The sequence below is a fragment of the Achromobacter aloeverae genome (assembly GCF_004121055.1).
Lineage (GTDB): Bacteria > Pseudomonadota > Gammaproteobacteria > Burkholderiales > Burkholderiaceae_B > Bordetella_C > Bordetella_C aloeverae.
Map to the genome: position 1 here is coordinate 101,917 of NZ_PYAL01000009.1, position 19,042 is coordinate 120,958.

Here is a 19,042-nt window from a genome sequence, read left to right on the forward strand (position 1 = left end):
CAGCGTATGTAATATATTACATATGAAAAAAGGAAATGGTAATTCCGTTACCGATGGCGGCGGGCAATTGGGGCAGTTGATCGGAAGCATCCAGGCGCGTAGTGGCGATCTCGCCGCCAGCGAGGCGAAGGTGGTCGCGGTCCTGCTCGCCGATCCCCTGTTCGTCGGTGCGAGCACGACCGCCCAGGTTGCAGCCCGTGCCGGCGTATCGGCGCCTAGCGTCATCCGCGCTGCGCGTGCGATCGGGTTCGGCGGGTTCACCGAGCTCAAGATAGAGATCGCCCGCGCCCGCGGCACCACCAGGTTCTTCGCGCCGCCTGAAGCACTCGCGGCGGACGCGACGTCGGCCACGGTGCTTGAAACCGCCATCCGCGCCGGCGCCGACGCCCTTGCCGCGCTGGGCGGCGCGCTGGAACTCGCTGCGTTCGACAAGGCGGTCGATACGATCCTGTCCGCCCGACAGGTGATCGTGTTCGGTGCCGGACCGTCATCCACGGTCGCCGCCGACGCCGTCTTCCGCCTGCGGGCGGTCGGCGTGACGACCATCGGCATCCCGGACTACTTGTCGGCGATGATCGCGACGCGCCTCCTGGGGCCTGGCGATGTCGTCATCGCCGTCAGTTCGACTGGACGCACTTCGACCACGCTCGCCATCGCCGATGCAGCGTCTTCCGCGGGGGCCTCGCTGCTCGCCATCACCAACCAGTACGGCACCCCCCTGGCGACCCTCGCGGATATCGCCCTGGTCGTCGGCGGCGCGCCCCTGCCGGCGCAGATGGCCGCGGCGGGAAGCCGGCTGGCCCAACTCGTCGTCATTGACGCGCTGGTCGCGGCCCTTGCCCTGCGCGATCCAGAGCGTAGCCGCCGCGCGGAGCGGGCCGGGATCGACCTGCCCGACATCGACTGATGCGCCCCGGCACTGTCGCGCTCGTCCTCGCCGCGGCGATCGCCCATGCGGTGTGGAACATCGCCTCGAAGTACAAGCGCGAAGATACCTTTCTGTTCGTCTGGGCCTATACCTGCGTATCGGCCTTGCTATGCGTACCGGTGGGCCTTGCCCTCATGGACAAGGGACAGCAGGTGCTCGATGGGCGGCTCATGGTGGGGGCTGCCGTTTCCGCCGCCTTGCACATCGCCTACTCCCTTATCTTGCAGGCCGGTTATGAACGCGCGGAGCTTGGGGTGGTTTATTCGGTCGCCCGCGGCACGGGGCCCATGCTGACCATGTTGTTCGCGGTTCTCCTGCTGGGGGAACGGCTTACCACGGCCGCGATGCTCGGGGCCTTGCTCATCGTCGCGGGCATCCTCGTCGTCATCGGCAATCTGTTCAGAAGCGGGAGCAGCCGTTCCTTGCCGGGATTGGCCTGGGGCGCCGCGACAGGGGCCACCATCGCCGGGTACACCCTGTGGGACGGCTACTCCGTCACCTCGTGGCAGTTGGCGCCCGTAAGCTATTACGCCGGCACGCTCCTGTTTCAAAGCATGGTGCTGACCCCCGTCGCCCTGGCACGGCGCCATCGGATCCCTGCCGTCTTCCGTGCCGACGCAATACCGATCTTCATCGTGGCCGTGTTCTCCCCGCTCGCCTACATCCTGGTGCTCACCGCCATGCTGAGTGCCCCGGTGGCTCTTGTCGCGCCTCTGCGCGAGTCGTCCATCGTCATCAGCGCTTTCCTTGCGTGCTGGCTCTTCCGCGAGGGCAATCTCGCGCGCCGCGTCGCCGGCGGCGTGATCGTCTTGGCCGGGATCGTGGCGATCAGTCTGTGATGCTTCGCCCCCCCCGGGGAAACCCCGCCCGGGAAAGCCCTTAAGCTGAATATCTTGTAAATATATTTATGCAATATTAAGCTGCCTGGCATCGGGTTCGACATCGGAATCCATGTGGCGGAAAGCCGCCACCCTATCCAGGAGAAGCAGGTGACCAACGCGCGCTGGCAAGGGGTCTTCCCCGCCGTTACGTCCAAATTCAACGCCGATGAGACGCTGGACCATGCGGAAATGCGCAAGCATTTCAGCTTTCTCATCAACAATGGGGTGCATGGCCTGGTGACCGGCGGCTCGCTGGGCGAGGCCAGCACGCTGACGCTGGAAGAAAAGGTGGCCGTGGCCAAGACCGCCGTCGAGGCCAGCGCGGGACGTGTTCCCGTCCTGGCCAACGTGTCGGAAACCAGCACCCGCGAGGCCCTGCGCTACGTCAAGGCCGCGGTCGACGCCGGTGTCGACGGCTTCATGATCATGCCTTCGCTGATCTACGTCGCCGACGCGCGCGAAGCCATGCTGAACGTGCGTACCATCGCCGAGGCCGCCCGCAAGCCTTGCATGATCTACAACAACCCGGTGGCCTACCGCGTCGACTTGAAGCCGGAGCACATGGCTGAACTGGCCGACTGCGAGTGGCTGGTGGCGATCAAGGAAAGCTGCGATGACATCCGCCGCGTCACGGACCTGCGCAACGCCCTGGGCCAGCGCTATCAACTGTTCATCGGCGTGGACGACCTGTCGTTCGAAGCCCTGGCGCTGGGCGCCGACGGCCTGCTGGCCGGCCTGGTCACCGCGTTCCCGCGCGAGACCGTGGCCCTCTACGACCTGATGAAGGCCGGCAAGTGGGCCGAGGCGCTGGCCTTGTACCAGTGGTTCACGCCGCTGCTGCACCTGGACGTGTCGACCAAGCTGGTGCAGAACATCAAGCTGGCGGAGACCCTGGCCGGCGTCGGCAACGAAAACGTGCGGCGTCCGCGCCTGCCGCTGGTCGGCGCCGAGCGCGAGCGCGTCGAGCGCGTCATTCGCGCCGCGCTGGAACGCCGCCCCGCCGCCTGGCAGTCCCGCTAGGATTCTTGTCCAGGACGCGTCCCGCGTCACTTTCCCGCATCGCAGTCCGGCGGCGGCCGCAAGACCGCCGCCCGGGATGCGTTCGTCCTGATTGCCGCAAAACCAGGAGCCGCGCCGACATGCAAAGCGACATCATTCTCCAGACGCGGGGACTCACCAAGGAGTTCCGCGGCTTCGTGGCGGTGAACAATGTGGACCTGTCCGTGCGGCGCGGGGCCATCCATGCGCTGATCGGCCCGAACGGCGCGGGCAAGACCACCTTCTTCAACCTGCTGACCAAGTTCCACGCACCCACGCGCGGCGCCATCCTGTTCGATGGAATCGACATCACACAGGAGAAGCCGGCCCAGACCGCGCGCCGCGGCATCGTCCGTTCCTTCCAGATTTCCGCGGTGTTCGGGCAATTGTCGGTGCTGGAAAACGTGCGCGTGGCCTTGCAGCGACGCCTGGGCGTGGATTATTGCTTCTGGCGCGCGGAGCGTTCGCTGGAGCAGCTGCATCATCGCGTCGAGGAACTGCTCGACCAGGTCGGCTTGCGCACGCACCTGCACACGGCGGCCGGAGACCTTCCCTATGGCCGCAAGCGGACGCTCGAAATCGCCACCACCCTCGCGCTGGAGCCGGAACTGCTGCTGCTGGACGAACCGACGCAGGGCATGGGGCATGAGGACGTGGACCGCATCAAGCACCTGATCAAGGCGGTTTCGGCCGGCCGCACCATCCTCATGGTGGAACACAACATGAAAGTCGTGTCGGACATCTCGGATACCATCACCGTCCTGCAGCGTGGTGAAATCCTGGCCGAAGGGCCATATGCCGAGGTCGCCGCCGACCCGGCCGTGAGGGAAGCCTATATGGGAGCGGAAGATGAGTGAGCCCCAAGGCGAGGGCGCCGGCGCAGCCCACGCGGCGGTCCGGACGGACCGCCCGGCGCAAGCGCGGACGGATTCCAACATGCTGGAGATCCGCGGGCTGCATGCCTGGTATGGCGAATCGCACGTCCTGCACGGCATCGACCTGGATGTGCGCCCCGGCGAGTGCGTGACCCTGCTGGGCCGCAACGGCGCGGGCCGCACGTCCACGCTGAAATCCATCCTGGGCCTGGTGGGACGGCGCCAGGGCTCCATCAAGGTCGACGGCGTCGAGACGGTGGGCCTGCCTTCGCACCGCATTGCCCGGCGCGGCATCGGTTATTGCCCGGAAGAGCGCGGCATCTATGCGTCGCTGACCGCCGAGGAAAACCTCCTGCTGCTGCCCAAGGTCGGTCCCGATGGCATGTCGCTGGACGAAATCTACGCCATGTTCCCGAATTTGCGCGAGCGGGCGCAGAGCCAGGGCACGCGCCTGTCCGGCGGCGAGCAGCAGATGCTGGCGATGGCGCGCATCCTGCGATCGGGCGCGCGCCTGCTGCTGCTGGACGAAATCACGGAAGGCCTGGCGCCGGTCATCGTGCAGGCGCTGGGCCGCGTCATCCGCCAATTGAAGGAACGCGGCTACACCATGGTGCTGGTGGAGCAGAATTTCCGCTTCGCGCAACACCTGGCCGACCGCCACTATGTCATCGAGCACGGCAACGTCGTCGCGGTCATCGACCGTGGCGAGGTGCAATCGTCGCAGGACCGTTTGAATACCTTGTTGGGCATCTGAAGCATCGCCTCACCGCCATTCCCTTACCTTTTCCCATGCATACGGAGCGTTTCGAATGAAATTCAAGAAAATCGCGGCAGCGCTGTGTTTCCTTGGCTACGCCGGCGTGTCCCAGGCCGCCGGCATCAGCGACGACGTGGTCAAGATCGGCGTCCTGACCGACCTGTCCGGCGTGTACTCCGACCTGGCCGGCAACGGTTCGGTGGTGGCGGCCCGCATGGCCGCCGAGGAGATGGGCAACAAGGTGCTGGGCAAGCCCGTCGAGGTGGTGGCGGCCGATCACCAGAACAAGCCGGACGTTGCCGCCAACCTGGCGCGCGAATGGTTCGACCAGGGCAAGGTCGACATGATCACCGACTTTCCCACCGCGTCCACGGCGCTGGCGGTGATGGAGATCGCCAAGCAGAAGAATCGCGTCACCATGCCTTCGGCGGGCCTGTCCACGGCCATCCTGGGCGAAAAGTGCTCGCCGCTGAACGCGCAATGGACCACCAACACCTATGCCCTGGCCGCCGGTACGGCGCGCGCCCTGGTCAAGGAGGGCAAGAAGACCTGGTACTTCATTACCGCGGACTACACCTTCGGCCACTCGCTGGAGAAAGATGCCACGGAAGTCATCAAGGAGAACGGCGGCGAAGTGGTAGGCGTGTCGCGCCATCCCTTCCCGGGCAACGACTTCTCTTCGTTCCTGCTCAAGGCGCAATCGTCCAAGGCCGACGTGATCGCCCTGGCCAATGCGGGCAACGACACGGTCAACGCGGTCAAGCAGGCAGCCGAGTTCGGCATTTCCAAAAAGCAGACGGTCGCGCCGCTGCTGACCTATATTTCCGACGTGCACAGCATGGGCCTGCAGAAGGCGCAGGGCATGTACCTGACCGAGGCGTTCTATTGGGATTACGACGATGCTTCGCGCGCCTGGGCGCGCAAGTTCTTCGAAAAGACCAAGAAGATGCCCACCGCGTCGCAGGCCGGCGTCTACTCCGCCACGCTGAGCTACCTGAAGGCCATCGAGGCCGCCGGCACCGACGATGCGCCGGCCGTCATGGCCAAGCTGCGCGAGATGACCATCAACGACGCGGTGATCCGCAACGGCAAGCTGCGCGCCGATGGCGCCCTGGTGCATGACATGCTGCTGCTCCAGGTCAAGACGCCGGCCCAGTCCAAGGCGCCTTGGGACTACTACAACGTCAAGGCGGTGCTCAAGGGCGAGGACGTGTTCCCCAAGCCGCAGGCCGCCTGCCCGCTGGTCAAGTCCTGAGGAGGCCGTCGCATACCGCGCGGGGCGTTTCGTGCCGCCCCGCGCGCGTCGCGCCACGCCTGAATACGCCTGATATGCCCGCGCCGTCCCCGACGGTGTTCGCCCGGTGCCCCCGCCATGTTCGATATCTCCTACCAGTCACTCCTGGCCCAACTTCTGGTCGGGCTGATCAACGGCTGCTTCTACGCCATCCTGAGCATGGGGTTGGCGATCATCTTCGGCTTGCTGAACATCGTCAATTTCACCCATGGCGCCCAGTTCATGATGGCGGCGTTCCTGGCCTGGATGGGGTTCACCCAGCTGCCGCAATGGCTGGGCGAAAGCGTGCGGATCAATTTCTGGGCGGCGCTGCTGCTGGCGCCGCTGGTCGTCGGCGGCCTGGGCATCGTCATCGAGCGCACGCTGCTCAAGCGGCTCTATCACCTCGACCACCTGTATGGCTTGTTGCTGACCTTCGGTATTGCCCTGATGATGGAAGGGGGCTTCCGTTATTTCTACGGCATCTCCGGCGTGGGCTATGAGCCGCCGGAACTCTTGCAGGGCGGCTTCGACCTGGGCTTCATGTACCTGCCCGGCTACCGCGCCTTCGTGGTGGTGGCGTCCCTGGCGCTGTGCCTGTTGACCTGGTATCTCTTCGAACGGACCCGCCTGGGCGCGATGCTGCGCGCCGGCACGGAGAATCCGCGCCTGCTGCAGGCCTTCGGCGTGAACGTGCCGGTGATGATCACGCTGACCTACGGCTTCGGCGTCGCGCTGGCGGGCGTGGCCGGCGTGCTGGCCGCGCCGGTCATGCAGATCAATCCGCTCATGGGGTCCAATCTCTTGAACATCGTGTTCGCGGTGGTCGTGATCGGCGGCCTGGGCTCCATCATGGGCGCCATCGTCACCGGCCTGTCGCTGGGGCTGCTGGAAGGTCTGACCAAGGTGTTCTATCCCGAGGCCTCCACCGTGGTCGTGTTCGTCGTCATGGCGGCCGTCCTGCTGGTGCGTCCGGCCGGCCTGTTCGGCAAGGAGAAATAAGATGTCCTCGATGTCCCCGCGGTCAGGTTTCCTGGCCCGCATGGCGTGCATTCCCGTGGCCCTGCGCATCCTTGCCGTGCTGCTGGTGCCGGCCTTGCTGGTGCCGGTGTTTCCCCAGGTGGTGTACCCGGTCTTCGTCATGAAGGTGTTGTGCTTCGCGCTGTTCGCGGTGGCCTTCAACCTGCTGACCGGCTATACCGGCCTGGTCTCCTTCGGCCATGCCGCCTTCTTCGGCTGGGCCGGCTATGCCACCGGCCAGATGATGCTGCTGTTCGGGCCGGCCGGCCTGCCGCCGGAGGTGGCCATGCTGTGCGGCGTGGCCATGGCGGCGGCCGTGGGCTATGTCATCGGCGGCCTGGCCATACGGCGTACCGGCATCTATTTCGCGATGATCACGCTGGCGTTGTCGCAAGTGGCCTATTTCATGGCCGTGCAGGTGCGCTGGACCCGCGGCGAGGACGGCATGCAGGGCATTCCGCGCGGCAAGTTCCTGGGCCTGGTCGACTTGAGCGTCGACAGCCATATGTACTACTTCACCCTGGCGGTCTTCGTGCTGGGCTTCCTCTTCGTCTATCGGGTCATCCATTCGCCCTTTGGACAGATCCTCAAGGCGATACGCGACAATGCGCCGCGCGCCGTGTCGCTGGGCTATGACACCGACCGCTGCAAGCTGCTGGCGTTCGTGCTGTCGGCCGCCGTCGCCGGGCTGGCGGGTTCGCTGAAGGCCCTGGTGCTGCAATTGGTGGCGCTGAACGACGTGTCCTTGCCGACGTCCACGGAGGTCCTGCTGATGACGCTGCTGGGGGGCTTGGGCACGGTGTGGGGACCGGTGCTGGGCGCCGCCCTGGTGGTCAGCCTGCAGAACTACCTGGCGACGCTGGGCGACGTGGTGACGATCGTCATCGGCCTGATCTTCGTGGTGTGCGTGTCCTTCTTCCGGCGCGGCTTCGTGGGGGAATGGCTGGCGCTGCTGCAATGGCGCAAGGCGCGGGTCGGGGCGGCGGCCGGGGCCATCGATGCGGGCATGGCCACGGCCGCCGCGGCCGGGGGCGATGCCGGCGGCATGGGAGCCGGCGCCGGCCCGGACGCGGCCGGCATGGACGGCAAGGCGGCGGGCCATACGACATGATCCTGGCGATATGAACCAAGGCCGGCAAGCGCCGCCGCGGGCGGCGCGGCGCGCGGCCGACATCGCCCACGACCGCCTGGAAAGCCTGATCGCCACCTTGCAGCTGGCGCCCGGCAGTGCCGTGGCCGAAGCGGCGTTGAGCGAGCGCATCGGCCTGGGGCGCACGCCGGTGCGCGAGGCGCTGCTGCGCATGGTCGCCGCGGGATTGATACGGCAGGAGCCCAGGCGCGGCCTGCGCGTGGCGGCGATCGAACTGGCGGAGCACCTGAACGTGTTGCAGACGCGGCGCGTGCTGGAACAGTTGATCGCCGGCGCGGCGGCGCGGCGGGCGACGCCGGCGCAGCGCGAGGCGATACGCATGCACGCCGCGCGGATGCGCGCGGCGGCCGATGCCGGCGACCTCGATCTCTACATGGCGGCCGACCAGGCGCTGGATGCGGTGTGCCACGAGGCCTGCCGCAATATTTCCGCGGTCAATGCCGTGGCGCCGCTGGTGATCCAGTGCCGCCGCTTCTGGTACGCCTACCGGCATGAAGGCGATTTGCTGGCCGGCGCGCGCCAGCACGGCATCATGGCCGACGGCATCGCGACCGGCGATGCGGCCGTGGCGCGGCAGGGCGCGGATGCCCTGATGGATTACCTGGACGCGTTCACGCGGAAAGTGATCGATGCGTGAAGCGCGCGGCGCGTCAGTGGATGCGCGCGGAAGACAAGGGCGGCGGACAGAGCTCCCGCAGCAATGCATCGCGCTCATTGCGCAGGGATCTCAGTTCTGTTTCCAGCATCCGCAGCTGGGTCGCCGCCTCCTGGGCGTCGCGTTCCTGCTGTAGCAGGTGGTGCAGGTAACAGTGCTGGCGTTCGAGGCGATACAGGCTCTCGGCGATGCGCCGATCGGTATCGCGCAGGACGCGGTAGGGAGTGTGCGGGTCGGACATGGTGCACTCCTGCTTCGCTTCGGGGGGGAGGGGCGCGCTTCAGGCTGGTTCGATTATCGGGCACAAGGCGGTTTTTCGATGTAGAAATAGCGTATGCACCGAACCTGGAGCCCGCCAAAAGGATGAGGTGTAACGCCGCGCCTACACCGAAGGGGGCGCGGGCCCGCGCCGTGCTCTTGGTGAGCGATCCGACGGCTCCGGTAATATGCCGGGGCCATTCCGTCCTGGTCTTCAACCGTCTTATGTTCTTTTTCGCTTTCGGGTTCAATCCCGTGTTCCGGTTTCTTCGCGCTTCCCGGCCACGCCCGGCGCGCGTCCGCCCGTTTGCCGGAGGCGTATCGTGAGCGTCGTGCTTGCCTGCGACCTGGGCGGCACCAGTTTCCGCGCCGCGCTTTACGACGCCGAGGGTCGAGCCTGGGCGGAGCACGCCCTGCCCAGCCCGGCCGATGGCGCCGGCGCCGCCGGCGGCCATGCTGAAATCGACGCCGACCTGTGGTGGTCCCTGCTTGCCAGCCTGGCCGACGAACTGGCGGCCCAGGCACCGGCCCGGTTCGCCGAGATACGCGGCATCGCCATATGCGGCGTCACGCGCACGCAGGTCCTGCTGGATGACGCGGGCCGCCCCGTGCGTCCGGCGCTGACGTGGCGCGATACGCGCGCCGCGCCGGACGTCGACGCCTTGCGCGCACGGCTTCCCCGGGAGCACCCGGAGCTGGCGCTGGTCAACCCCTTCCATCCGCTGGCCCGCCTGGATTGGCTGCGCCGCAACGAGCCGGCGGTCCTGGCGCGCGCCCGTTGCGTGCTGGAGCCCAAGGACTATCTGAACTTCCGCCTGACGGGCGTACGCGCCAGCGATCCGGTGTCCATGGCCCGCTTATGCGCCGCGGCGGCGTCCGACCTGGCGTCCGCCACGCCCACCCTGCTGGCCGCGGCGGGGCTGGATGCCGGCCTGTTGCCGCCGCTGCGGTCGCCCGCCGAGGCCGTGGGCGTCGTACTGCCCGGCTTGCCGGGCGCCTTGTCGGGCCTGGCCGGCGTGCCTGTCTTCTGTTGCGCCAACGACACCTGGGCGGCGGTGGCCGGCCTCGGCGCCTTGCGCGCCGGCCACGCCTACAACATTTCCGGGACGACCGAGGTCTTTGGCGTCATCGCCCACGTGCCCGGGGGCAAGGACGCCCCCCATGCCGCCGGGTTGATGACGGTGGCCTGGGGCGACGGCCTGCACCAGGTCGGAGGACCCGGCCAGAATGGCGCCGACACCATGGCCTGGCTGCTGCAATTGCTGCGAGGCCAGGCCGACGGCCGCGAAGGCATGGCCGCGCGCGTGCAGGCCTTGCTCGACGCGCCCCGCGATCCGCAACCCTTGTTGTTCCTGCCTTATCTGCAAGGCGAGCGCGTGCCGTATTGGGACGCCGACCTGCGCGGGGCCTTCGTCGGCCTGAACCGCCGCCATGGGGCCGGCGACCTGGCCTGGGCGGTGATGGAAGGCGTCGGCTTTCTCAATCGCCTGGTGCTTGAGCGGGGCGAGGCCGCGCTGGGCGCGCCCGTCGCGGAGATCCGTTTCGGCGGCGGCGCGGCGGCCAATGCCGCGTGGTGCCAGGTCAAGGCGGATATCTGCGGCCGCCCGGTCAGCGTCGGCATGGCGCGCGAGCCGGGCGCGCTGGGCGCGGCGGTGGTGGCCTGGACCGGCCTGGGGCATTTCGCCTCGCTGGCGGCGGCCCAGGAAAGCGTGGTGCGCGAGGCCCGCCGCTACGAGCCGGACCCGGCGCGGCGGGAGCACTACGATGCCTTGTACCAGCAATACCGCGCGGCCGAGGCGGCGCTGGCGCCGGTGTCCAGGACGCTCGCGGGCATGGCCAGGTGACGGTTTCCGCGGGGCAAGCCGATCCGGGGGCAGGGCGATCCGGGCGCGGGTCAACCAGGCGCAGGTCATCCGGCCAGGGCCGGGCGCGCCGACCCGGCCGCGGCGGCCGCTGCGGGCCTGGATGGCCGCCAGGGCTTCACTTGTGCCCCGTTTTCCACGAAAATCGCGGTCTTTTACCGCTTTCCGGCCGGGCCGACATGCTCACGCCAGCCGCCCGACGTCCTGCCCGAACCCGATGCGTGATTTTCTAGAAACCTACGGCACCGCTGTCGCCGGCCTGGCCCTGGTGATTTTCTTCGCGGTGGCCGCGCCCAATTTCGCCGCGCCCGGCAACCTGCTCGGCGTCCTGAAGGAGACCAGTTTCCTGGCCATCCTGGCGGTGGGCTTCACGCTGGCCCTGATCAATGCCGAGCTGGACCTTTCCGTGGCCGACGTGGCCAGCCTGTCGGCGGTGGTGGCTGGGGCGCTGATCCAGGGCGGTCATCCGGTGATCCTGGGCGTGGCGGGCGGGCTGCTGGTCGGCCTGGCGTGCGGCCTGGGCAATGGCGTGGCCGTCACGGTGCTGCGCGTGCCGTCACTGATCGCCACCCTGGGCATGGCCGCCATCGCGCGCGGGCTGGCTTTCGCCTTGACCGATGGCGTGTCCTTCGTTGGCCGCTGGCCCACCGCGTACACCGGCCTGGGTCGAGGCAGCTGGCTGGGCGTGCCGGCGCCGGTCTGGTGGCTGGTCGCGGTCGTCCTGGGCGCCTTGTTCCTGGTGAAGTGGACCCGCACCGGCGCCCGCATGACCGCCACGGGCGAGGCGGGAGAGTCGGCGCGCCTGGCAGGCATCGATATCCGCGCCATGAAATGCCTGGGGCTCGCCCTGGCCGGCCTGCTGGCCGGGGCCACCGCCGTGCTGCTCACGGCCAGCCTGTCCTCGGCCGCGCCCAATATGGCCGGCGACTATTTCCTCTATGCCATAGCTTCCGTCCTGCTGGGCATGACGATGTTCGAACCCGGCCGCGCCAACGTGCCGGGCACGCTGGTGGGCGCGCTCACGCTGAAGGTCCTGGGCAACGGCCTGGTCCTGATGGGCGCCCCTTACTATGTCCAGGATATCGTGCTGGGCGTCATCATCATCGCGTCGGTCGCCGTGTCGGCCACCGTGCTCAAGAAAGCGGCATTCAAGTTCTGACCATTCCATCCAGGCTATCCCCGGGGACCTCCATCATGCGCAAGCTGCTCACTGGCCTTACTTTCCCATTCGCCTTCGCCGCGATGATGCTGTGCGCATCCTCGGCCCATGCCTTCGAACTGGGCATCGTGGCGTTCCAGATGTCTTCGGAAACGCACGCGCGCGTGGCCAATGCCGCTGCCGCCGAGGCCAAGGCCAAGGGCTGGAACGTCACCTTGCTGAACTCCGAAGGCTCGCTGCCCAAGCACGCGGAACAGCTGGACACGCTGGTCACCCGCAAGGTGGACGCCATCATCGTCGCCATGGGCAAGCCGGTCGAGGCCGACGCCCAGCTGCAAGCGGCCAAGGAGAACGGTATTCCGGTGATCGGGGTCATGTCCGGCGCCAGCCCCTATATGCTGTTCGACGTCGAGAGCAACGAGTACACCGTCGGCGCGGACGCCGCGCTCTACCTGCTGGGCCAGCTGGGCTACCGGGGCAATATCCTCACCGCGCGTTTCGAGAACAACTCGGGCACCCGCATCCGCGGCAAGGTCCTCGACGTGGTGCTGTCGGAGAATACCGCCGTCAAGGAGCTGGCCAAGTTTTCCATGGCCCGCACGCAGAGCTGGCGCGATGACGTGCGCAACGGCATGCGCGCGCTGCTCATGCAGCACCAGGGCAAGTTCCAGGGCATCTGGGCGTCCTTCGACGGCCAGGCCTATGTCATCGACGACCTGTTGCAACAGGCCGGCATGAAGAAGGGCGACGTCACCCTTGTGTCCATCGACGGCGGTCCGGAAACCTATCGCCGCATCGCCGACCCGCAAAGCCTGATCACGGCGACCGTCATGATTCCCTTCGAGGACATGGGCAAGCGCGCGGTGGACGCGCTGGACGCCATCGTGGTCAAGAAGCAGCCCAAGGAAAGCGTGACCACCGGTCCCTATCTCTTCGCCAATGCCGTGCTGGTGGACAAGAACAACGTCCAGAACTACCTGAAGCCCTGAACCCCAAGCCCCGAAACCCCATGTCCGTTGTCCTGTCGCTCAAGCAAATCAGCAAGTCCTACGGCGCCGTGCAGGCGCTGCACGGCATCGACCTGGACGTGCGCGCCGGCGAGGTGCTGGCCATCTGCGGCGACAACGGCGCTGGCAAGTCCACGCTGATCCGCATCATTTCCGGCGCGCAGCCCCCCAGCGGCGGCGCCATGGCCCTGAAGGGCCGGGCGGTGCGCTTCCGCTCGCCGCACGATGCCCTGCGCCAGGGCATCGCCACGATCTACCAGGACCTGGCCCTGGCTCCGCGCCTGTCCATCGTGGAAAACATCTTCATGGGCGCCGAGCACGTGCGCAGGCTGCTGCCGGGCATCCGGGTACTGGACAAGTCGCGCATGCGGCGCGAGGCCTTGGGCTACCTGCGGCGGTTGTCCGTTCCCATCGAGGATATGCGCCGTCCCGTGGAGCGCATGTCCGGCGGCCAGCGGCAGGCGGTGGCCATTGCCCGCGCGCTGCACTGGAACGCGGATATCGTCATCATGGACGAGCCCACCGCCGCCCTGGGCGTGAAGGAAACGGCGCTGGTGCTGGGCCTGATCCGCCGCCTGCGCGAAGAGGGGCGGACGGTCATCCTCATCAGCCACAATATGTCCGACGTCGCGGCGCTGGCGGACCGTGTCGCCATCCTGAAGGGAGGCACCAAGGTCATCGACCGGCCCATCGCCGGACTGGACGCCGATACGCTGGCCCACATGGTGATGACCGGACAGGACGTGGGCTGAATTGCAGCTCCAAATGTTGACGCCTAACATATTGCCGTCCCAAATATTGCCGCGCCACATGTTGCAGTACCAAATGTTCTCCTTTTCCGACGCGATGCTGCTGGCCCTGGGCGTCATGGTCGTACTGATCATGCCCGGCCCCACCAATACCTTGCTGGCCGCCGCCGGCCTGCGCCAAGGCGTGCGCCGGGCCGCGCGGCTGACCGTGGCGGAACTGGCCGGCTACACGGTGGCGATCACGATTTGGGGCGTCTTTCTCAACCAGGCCGCGCGCCAGTTTCCCTGGCTGCCCATGGCGACGCGCATGGTCTGTGGCCTGTACGTGGCGTGGCTGGCGGTGACCATGTGGCGCAGCGCCGTGGCGCTGCCTGCGGCGCAAAGGCGAGACATCGGCCTGAATACGCTGTTTGTCGCCACGATGCTCAATCCCAAGGCAGCCTTGTTCGCGGGCACGATATTCCCGGCCGCGGCTTTTGCCGGCCTGCCGGCCTACCTGGAGGCCATGGGCATATTCGCGGTACTGCTGCTGCCCATCGGGCTGTCATGGATAGCCTTCGGCGCGCAACTGGGCAGCGGACGCCTGCGTTGGCTCAAGCCGATGCATGCGCAGCGCGGCGCTTCCATCGTGCTGGGCGTCTTTTCCGCGACGCTGGCCTGGGCCGCATTCCACTGAGCGCCGCGGAGTTTTTCCTAGACCGTCGCGATGGGCGTCACCGGCGAGCCGATCGCATGCGGCAGCCGCAGCGGCGGGGCCGTCAGCATGAAGCGATGACGGCCGTTGGCGTGCAGCCATTCGGCCAGGTCCTTCAGGTACCAGAGCTCCGCCAGCGGCAGGCCCAGCTTGAACAGGCAGTGGTGGTGCAGGGGCAGCATGGCGCGCGGGCCCTGGCGCTCGCGGGCGGGGTAGGCCTCGACCGCGTAGTTGTCCGCGCACAAGGCGGCGATGCCGCTGTCGCTGATCCATTGCAGCAGTTCGGCGTCCGTGCCGTCCAGCGCCGCGCCGTAGCCATGCAGCACGTCGGCGTCCGGCTGGCCCGCCATGTCGACCACGGCTTCGGCGAAGCCGGTGCGCAGCACCAGCATGTCGCCCCGTTCGACCTCGATGCCGTCGGCAGCCAGGGCCTGGCGCAATTCCTTCGCGCCGATCAGGGTGCGGCCGGTGCCGAAGTGGCGCGCCAGGTCGACCAGCACGCCGCGCCCCTGCATGCCCTTGACGGCCATGTTCTCCACGCCCAGCTTCAGCGCGGCCGAAGGACCGTCGCCATCGCAGCCGCAGCCGGCGTGGGTGGCGTCCTTGGGGCCGATCACGTCGATGCCGGCGCGATAGCCGTTGTAGTAGCAGAGCTCGGCGCGGCCATCGCCGTCGGCATCGAACAGCGCGCCCACGTGCGCCAGCGAGTCCCACTGCGTGGAGTACTGCATGGACAGCAGCACCTGGTCATCGCTCAGGACATCGACGGCGTCGGGGTTGAGCATGCGCAGGGGGAAGTTCACGTAGGGCGTGTCCTGCAGCCGGGTGGGACTGAGCCGGGGCGGATGGCGGCGCGGATTCAGCACGTTGCCGCCAGGCAGGTCCAGGGGCAGCGACAGGCAGAAGGTCTTGCCCGCGCGGATCTCGCGGGCCCCCTTCAGCACCTGTTCCTCGCCGATCAGGTTGACCCGGCCCAGCTGGTCGTCGGGGCCGAACTCGCCCCAGTTGGATCCGGTCGGACGTTGCTCCCAGCGTGCCATGGCTTACCCCTTCAGAAAGTCGACCAGCAGGCGGGAGTAGGCTTGCGGCTGCTCCCAGTTGGAAATATGGCCGGCGTCCAGCTCTTCGTAGCGTGCGCCGGGGATGGCGGCGGCCAGCTCGCGGCCTTGTTGCGCCGAGGTCGAGGCGTCGTGGGCGCCGCCGATGACCAGCGTGGGCGCGGCGATGCGGCCCACCTGCTCGCGCAGGTCGCCGTCGCGCAGGGCGGCGCAGTTGCCGGCGTAGCCGGTGTCCGTATGGCGGCGCATCATGTCCACCAGCACCTGGGCCAGGCCCGGGTTGGCGGCGCGCCACTGCGCGGTGACCCAGCGTTCGATCAGCGCCGGCGCCATCGCATGCAGCGTATCGCGCTTGACGGCCTCGATGCGCTGGCTCCAGCCGTCCACGCTGCCGATGCGGGCCGCCGTGTTCGACAGCACCAGGCGGCCGATGCGCTGCGGGTAGTCGAGCGCGAACTGCATGCCGGTCGGGCCGCCCATGGACAGGCCGCAGAAATGCGCGCGGTCGACCTTCAGATGATCCAGCAGTTCGGCGACATCGCCGGCCAGCTGCTTGAACGTGTAGTCGCCAGCCGGGGCCGGCGAATGGCCATGCCCGCGCGTGTCGTAGCGCAGGACGCGGAAATGGCGCGCCAGCTCGGGGATCTGCGGCGCCCACATGTCGGCGCTGGCGCCCAGCGAATTGGACAACACCAGCACGGGCGCATCCGGCGGACCGTCCAGGACGTAATACAGGCGGGCTTGGCTCAGATCGGCGTAGGACATGAAGGCTCCGGTTAAACGAGATTCAGATATGGCAGGTGCCGTCGACATAGGCCTTGCGCCAGCGCGTGATCACCACGCGCTCGAACAGGTCGGCCTTGGAGAAGGGGTCGGCGGCGATGAAGCGTTCCGCTTCCTCCCGCGTGTCCAGCGCGACCACGTAGAGGCCGCCGCCCAGGTCGCTGCCGTCGTCATGCAGCTTGGCGCCGCAGGCCAGCAGCAGGGCGCTGTTCGCCTTGAGGAAATCGAGGTGCGCCGGACGGTGCTGCTGGCGCACGTGCTGGTGGTTCGGCTTGTCGAAGGTCTCGATGATGTAGGGCATGGCGGAACTCCGGCTGGATAGGGAGGAGGGGGAAGGATCAGATCGCCGACGGGTGGCGGGCCAGCGCGGTCACCTGGATGTCCATGTACGGGAACAGCGGCAGGGACGAGAGCAGGGCGTGCAGCTCGTCATTGTCCTGCACGTCGAAAATGCTGACGTTGGCGTAGCGGCCGGCCACGCGCCACAGGTGCGCCCACTTGCCTTCGCGCTGCAGGCGCTGGGCCAGGGCCTTCTCGTCCGCCTTCAGCTTGTCGGCGATTTCGGCGGGCATGTCGGGGGGGAGGTTGACTTGCATTTGAGCCATGAACAACATGGTGGTGCTCCTTGAGGCGGTTCGCGCCCGCGGCCGTGCGGGCGTACGGGAAGGGGCGCCCGCGACGTGGCGGGCGCGGGGAGATCAGACGGGAGCCACGCCCAGCGTGGTGCCGCCGCAGACATACAGGACCTGGCCGGTGACGAAGCCGTTTTCCGGCGCCAGGAAGAACATCGCGGCGCGGGCCACGTCTTCCGGGGTGCCCAGGCGCTTGACGACGATGCTGTTGATGATGCGCTGGGTCTGCGGCGCGCCTTCCGGATTGCTCTTCATGAAGAGGTCGGTGGCGATGGGGCCGGGGCCGATGGCGTTGACGGTGATGCCGTCGCCGCCCAGTTCCATCGCCAGGGTGCGGGTCATGCCGATCAGGCCGGCCTTGGTGGCGGAGTACACGACCCGCTCCGGCTTGCCCAGGGCGGCCCGCGACGCCATGTTGACGATGCGGCCGAAGCCGGCGGCGCGCATGGACGGCAGCACGGCTTGCGTCAGGATGAGGGCCGTGCGCAGGTGCAGGTTGACGACGTAGTCCAGGTCGGCCATGGAGGCCGTGTCGGCGGTGCCGGGGCGGGTGGCGCCGGCGTTGTTGACCAGGCCGACGATGTCATAGGCCTCGGTCACCTGGCGCGCCACGGCTTCGGTCCGGGCCTGGTCCGTCAGGTCCGCCTGGAAGGACACCAGGCCGGCGGGCGGGTCGGCGGGCAGGCGATAGTCGATGTTGACGACCTGGCGGCCGGCTTCGAGCAGGGCGCGGGCAATGGCGGCGCCGATGCCGGCGCTGGCGCCGGTGACGAGATAGGCTTGCGTTTTCATGGCGGGTGCTTCAGTTCTCTTCTTGCGATTCGGTGGACGTTCAGTGCGTCATCAGGCCCCAGGCCAGCACGGTGCCGATATGCAGGATGCCGACCCACACCATCATGATGACGGTATAACCCATGATGTCGCGCAGCTTCAGCTTGGACAAGGCCAGCGCCGGCAGGATCCAGAAGGGTTGTACCAGGTCGTTCCAGGCGTTGCCCAGCATGACCGACATGGACGTCTGGTCGATGGCGCTGCCTATGGTCTTGGCCGCCTCGATCATGAAGGGGCCCTGGATCACCCAGTGGCCGCCGCCCGAGGGGGCGAAGAAATTGATCACGAAGGAACTGATCAGGCCCCAGAAGGGCAGCGTGCCCGGCGTGGCGACGTCGACGAAAATCTGCGAGATCGTGTTGACCAGGCCGGAACCGGCCATGATGGCCATGATGCCGGCGTAGAAGGGGTACTGCAGGATGATGCCGGCGATGGTCTTGATGCCTTCATTCAGCTTGGCCACGTAGGCCAGCGGCGTGCCGAGCAGGATGATGCCCAGGAACAGGATGATGAAGTTGATCAGGTTCAGGTCCAGCGAGCCGCCGTCGATGAAGGTGAAGGCCACGTAGGCGATGCCCATGATGCCGATCAGCAGGCTGAGGATGCGGCTGTTGTTCAGGCGCGAGGCCAGCGTGCCGCGGTCCTCCTCGTCGCCCGCGGCCTTGGCCGGCGCGGCGTCCAGGGCCGGGTCGATCTCGGTGACTTCGTTGGCGTTCTTCGGATGCAGCCACGCGTTGAGCAGGGGCAGGGTGATGATGATGGCCAGGCTCAGCAGCAGCATCGGCGTGGAGAAGATCGTTTGCGACAGGGGGATCACGCCCATCTGCTTGGACAGCGGGTGGCCGGGGGTGGCGATCAGCACCGGGATGCTGGCCGACAGGCCCAGGCCGTACATGGTGAAGCCGCTGTACGCCGCCGCGATGATCAGGGGATAGTGCACGCCCTTGACCTTGGTCGCCAGTTTCTTGGCCACCACGCCGCCGATGACCAGGCCGAAGCCCCAGTTCAGGTAGCTGCCGATGCCGCCCACCAGCGTGGCGACGATGATGGCGGTGCGCGGCTGGTGCACGTGGCTGACGATGCGGTCGAGCAGGCGGTCCGTCAGCGGCGCCGTGGCCAGCACGTAGCCCATCGCCAGGATAACGGCCATTTGCGTGGTGAAGGCCAGCAGGCTCCAGAAGCCCTTGCCCCACTCGCGCGTGATCGCGCCCAGGCCCTGGCCTTCGATGCCCCAGGCCAGGAGCAGGGACAGCAGGGTCAGCCCGATGGCGAAGACAAAGGGATCGGGCAGATACTTGCGCATCAGCTCGGTGAAGAAACTGGCGAGTCGACTCATGACGCCTCCAAACGGCTCGTATTGATGATTTTATGGATTGAGGGGGAAGGGGCATGCGTGACACGCATCGCGCCGCGGATCCGGTATCCGTCCCGG

21 protein-coding genes are annotated in these 19,042 nt (G+C 67.5%); 14 read left to right on the plus strand and 7 right to left on the minus strand.

From position 1 onward, the window contains the following. The first annotated feature begins 22 nt into the window (after positions 1–22). The 9 genes from C7R54_RS25975 to C7R54_RS26015 all read left to right on the plus strand — a co-directional run bounded on the left by C7R54_RS25975 (position 23) and on the right by C7R54_RS26015 (position 8,559). Positions 23–907 carry a MurR/RpiR family transcriptional regulator gene (locus C7R54_RS25975; protein ID WP_129153823.1) on the plus strand — a complete coding sequence of 295 codons (885 nt, stop codon included), beginning with the start codon at positions 23–25 and terminating at the stop codon, positions 905–907. Then, complete coding sequence (locus tag C7R54_RS25980) at positions 907–1,767, plus strand: DMT family transporter (RefSeq protein WP_129153824.1); 861 nt, start codon at positions 907–909, stop codon at positions 1,765–1,767. Before C7R54_RS25975 ends, C7R54_RS25980 begins: the two co-directional genes overlap by 1 nt. Positions 1,768–1,917: 150 nt before the next feature. Beyond that, entirely contained in the window at positions 1,918–2,829 is a 912-nt protein-coding gene (locus C7R54_RS25985; RefSeq protein WP_129153825.1) for a dihydrodipicolinate synthase family protein, read from the plus strand. Between the two features lie 119 nt (positions 2,830–2,948). Next, positions 2,949–3,704, plus strand: coding sequence for an ABC transporter ATP-binding protein (locus tag C7R54_RS25990; protein WP_129153826.1), 756 nt, complete (start codon positions 2,949–2,951; stop codon positions 3,702–3,704). Beyond that, complete coding sequence (locus tag C7R54_RS25995; protein WP_204524385.1) at positions 3,697–4,476, plus strand: ABC transporter ATP-binding protein; 780 nt, start codon at positions 3,697–3,699, stop codon at positions 4,474–4,476. Before C7R54_RS25990 ends, C7R54_RS25995 begins: the two co-directional genes overlap by 8 nt. A 55-nt stretch (positions 4,477–4,531) precedes the next feature. Continuing rightward, on the plus strand, positions 4,532–5,734 hold the full coding sequence (locus C7R54_RS26000; RefSeq protein WP_129153827.1) for an ABC transporter substrate-binding protein: 1,203 nt from the start codon (positions 4,532–4,534) through the stop codon (positions 5,732–5,734). A gap of 117 nt (positions 5,735–5,851) precedes the next feature. Continuing rightward, positions 5,852–6,754 carry a branched-chain amino acid ABC transporter permease gene (locus tag C7R54_RS26005; protein ID WP_129153828.1) on the plus strand — a complete coding sequence of 301 codons (903 nt, stop codon included), beginning with the start codon at positions 5,852–5,854 and terminating at the stop codon, positions 6,752–6,754. A 10-nt stretch (positions 6,755–6,764) separates the two neighbouring features. Continuing rightward, entirely contained in the window at positions 6,765–7,883 is a 1,119-nt protein-coding gene (locus C7R54_RS26010) for a branched-chain amino acid ABC transporter permease (protein WP_377814883.1), read from the plus strand. A 10-nt stretch (positions 7,884–7,893) separates the two neighbouring features. Then, a complete protein-coding gene (locus tag C7R54_RS26015) occupies positions 7,894–8,559 on the plus strand; it encodes a GntR family transcriptional regulator (protein ID WP_129153829.1) in 666 nt (221 codons plus the stop codon). Positions 8,560–8,572: 13 nt separating this feature from the next. Here C7R54_RS26015 and C7R54_RS26020 read toward each other — a convergent pair whose 3' ends face one another. After that, positions 8,573–8,818, minus strand: coding sequence for a hypothetical protein (locus tag C7R54_RS26020; protein ID WP_129153830.1), 246 nt, complete (start codon positions 8,816–8,818; stop codon positions 8,573–8,575). 340 nt (positions 8,819–9,158) lie between these two features. Between C7R54_RS26020 and C7R54_RS26025 the strand changes: the two genes are divergently transcribed. The 5 genes from C7R54_RS26025 to C7R54_RS26045 all read left to right on the plus strand — a co-directional run bounded on the left by C7R54_RS26025 (position 9,159) and on the right by C7R54_RS26045 (position 14,288). Continuing rightward, positions 9,159–10,679, plus strand: coding sequence for a xylulokinase (locus C7R54_RS26025; protein WP_129153831.1), 1,521 nt, complete (start codon positions 9,159–9,161; stop codon positions 10,677–10,679). 235 nt (positions 10,680–10,914) lie between these two features. After that, complete coding sequence (locus C7R54_RS26030) at positions 10,915–11,856, plus strand: ABC transporter permease (RefSeq protein ID WP_129153832.1); 942 nt, start codon at positions 10,915–10,917, stop codon at positions 11,854–11,856. Positions 11,857–11,891: 35 nt separating this feature from the next. Further along, a complete protein-coding gene (locus C7R54_RS26035) occupies positions 11,892–12,845 on the plus strand; it encodes a sugar ABC transporter substrate-binding protein (protein WP_129153833.1) in 954 nt (317 codons plus the stop codon). 20 nt (positions 12,846–12,865) lie between these two features. After that, positions 12,866–13,615 carry an ATP-binding cassette domain-containing protein gene (locus C7R54_RS26040; RefSeq protein ID WP_129153834.1) on the plus strand — a complete coding sequence of 250 codons (750 nt, stop codon included), beginning with the start codon at positions 12,866–12,868 and terminating at the stop codon, positions 13,613–13,615. Between the two features lie 73 nt (positions 13,616–13,688). Next, complete coding sequence (locus C7R54_RS26045; protein ID WP_129153835.1) at positions 13,689–14,288, plus strand: LysE family translocator; 600 nt, start codon at positions 13,689–13,691, stop codon at positions 14,286–14,288. Between the two features lie 17 nt (positions 14,289–14,305). Here the strand turns inward: C7R54_RS26045 and C7R54_RS26050 are convergent, their stop codons facing one another. From C7R54_RS26050 to C7R54_RS26075, 6 genes are all read right to left on the minus strand, one after another. After that, on the minus strand, positions 14,306–15,346 hold the full coding sequence (locus C7R54_RS26050; RefSeq protein ID WP_129153836.1) for a cyclase family protein: 1,041 nt from the start codon (positions 15,344–15,346) through the stop codon (positions 14,306–14,308). A gap of 3 nt (positions 15,347–15,349) precedes the next feature. After that, positions 15,350–16,129 carry a 3-oxoadipate enol-lactonase gene (gene pcaD / locus C7R54_RS26055; protein WP_129153837.1) on the minus strand — a complete coding sequence of 260 codons (780 nt, stop codon included), beginning with the start codon at positions 16,127–16,129 and terminating at the stop codon, positions 15,350–15,352. A gap of 22 nt (positions 16,130–16,151) precedes the next feature. Beyond that, a complete protein-coding gene (locus C7R54_RS26060; protein WP_129153838.1) occupies positions 16,152–16,448 on the minus strand; it encodes a YciI family protein in 297 nt (98 codons plus the stop codon). Between the two features lie 37 nt (positions 16,449–16,485). Next, entirely contained in the window at positions 16,486–16,761 is a 276-nt protein-coding gene (gene catC, locus C7R54_RS26065) for a muconolactone Delta-isomerase (protein WP_129153839.1), read from the minus strand. An 84-nt stretch (positions 16,762–16,845) separates the two neighbouring features. Then, positions 16,846–17,571, minus strand: coding sequence for an SDR family oxidoreductase (locus C7R54_RS26070; RefSeq protein WP_129153840.1), 726 nt, complete (start codon positions 17,569–17,571; stop codon positions 16,846–16,848). A gap of 40 nt (positions 17,572–17,611) precedes the next feature. Then, positions 17,612–18,946 (minus strand): short-chain fatty acid transporter, encoded by a 1,335-nt coding sequence (locus C7R54_RS26075; protein ID WP_129153841.1) that lies wholly within the window; start codon positions 18,944–18,946, stop codon positions 17,612–17,614. Positions 18,947–19,042: the final 96 nt, after the last annotated feature.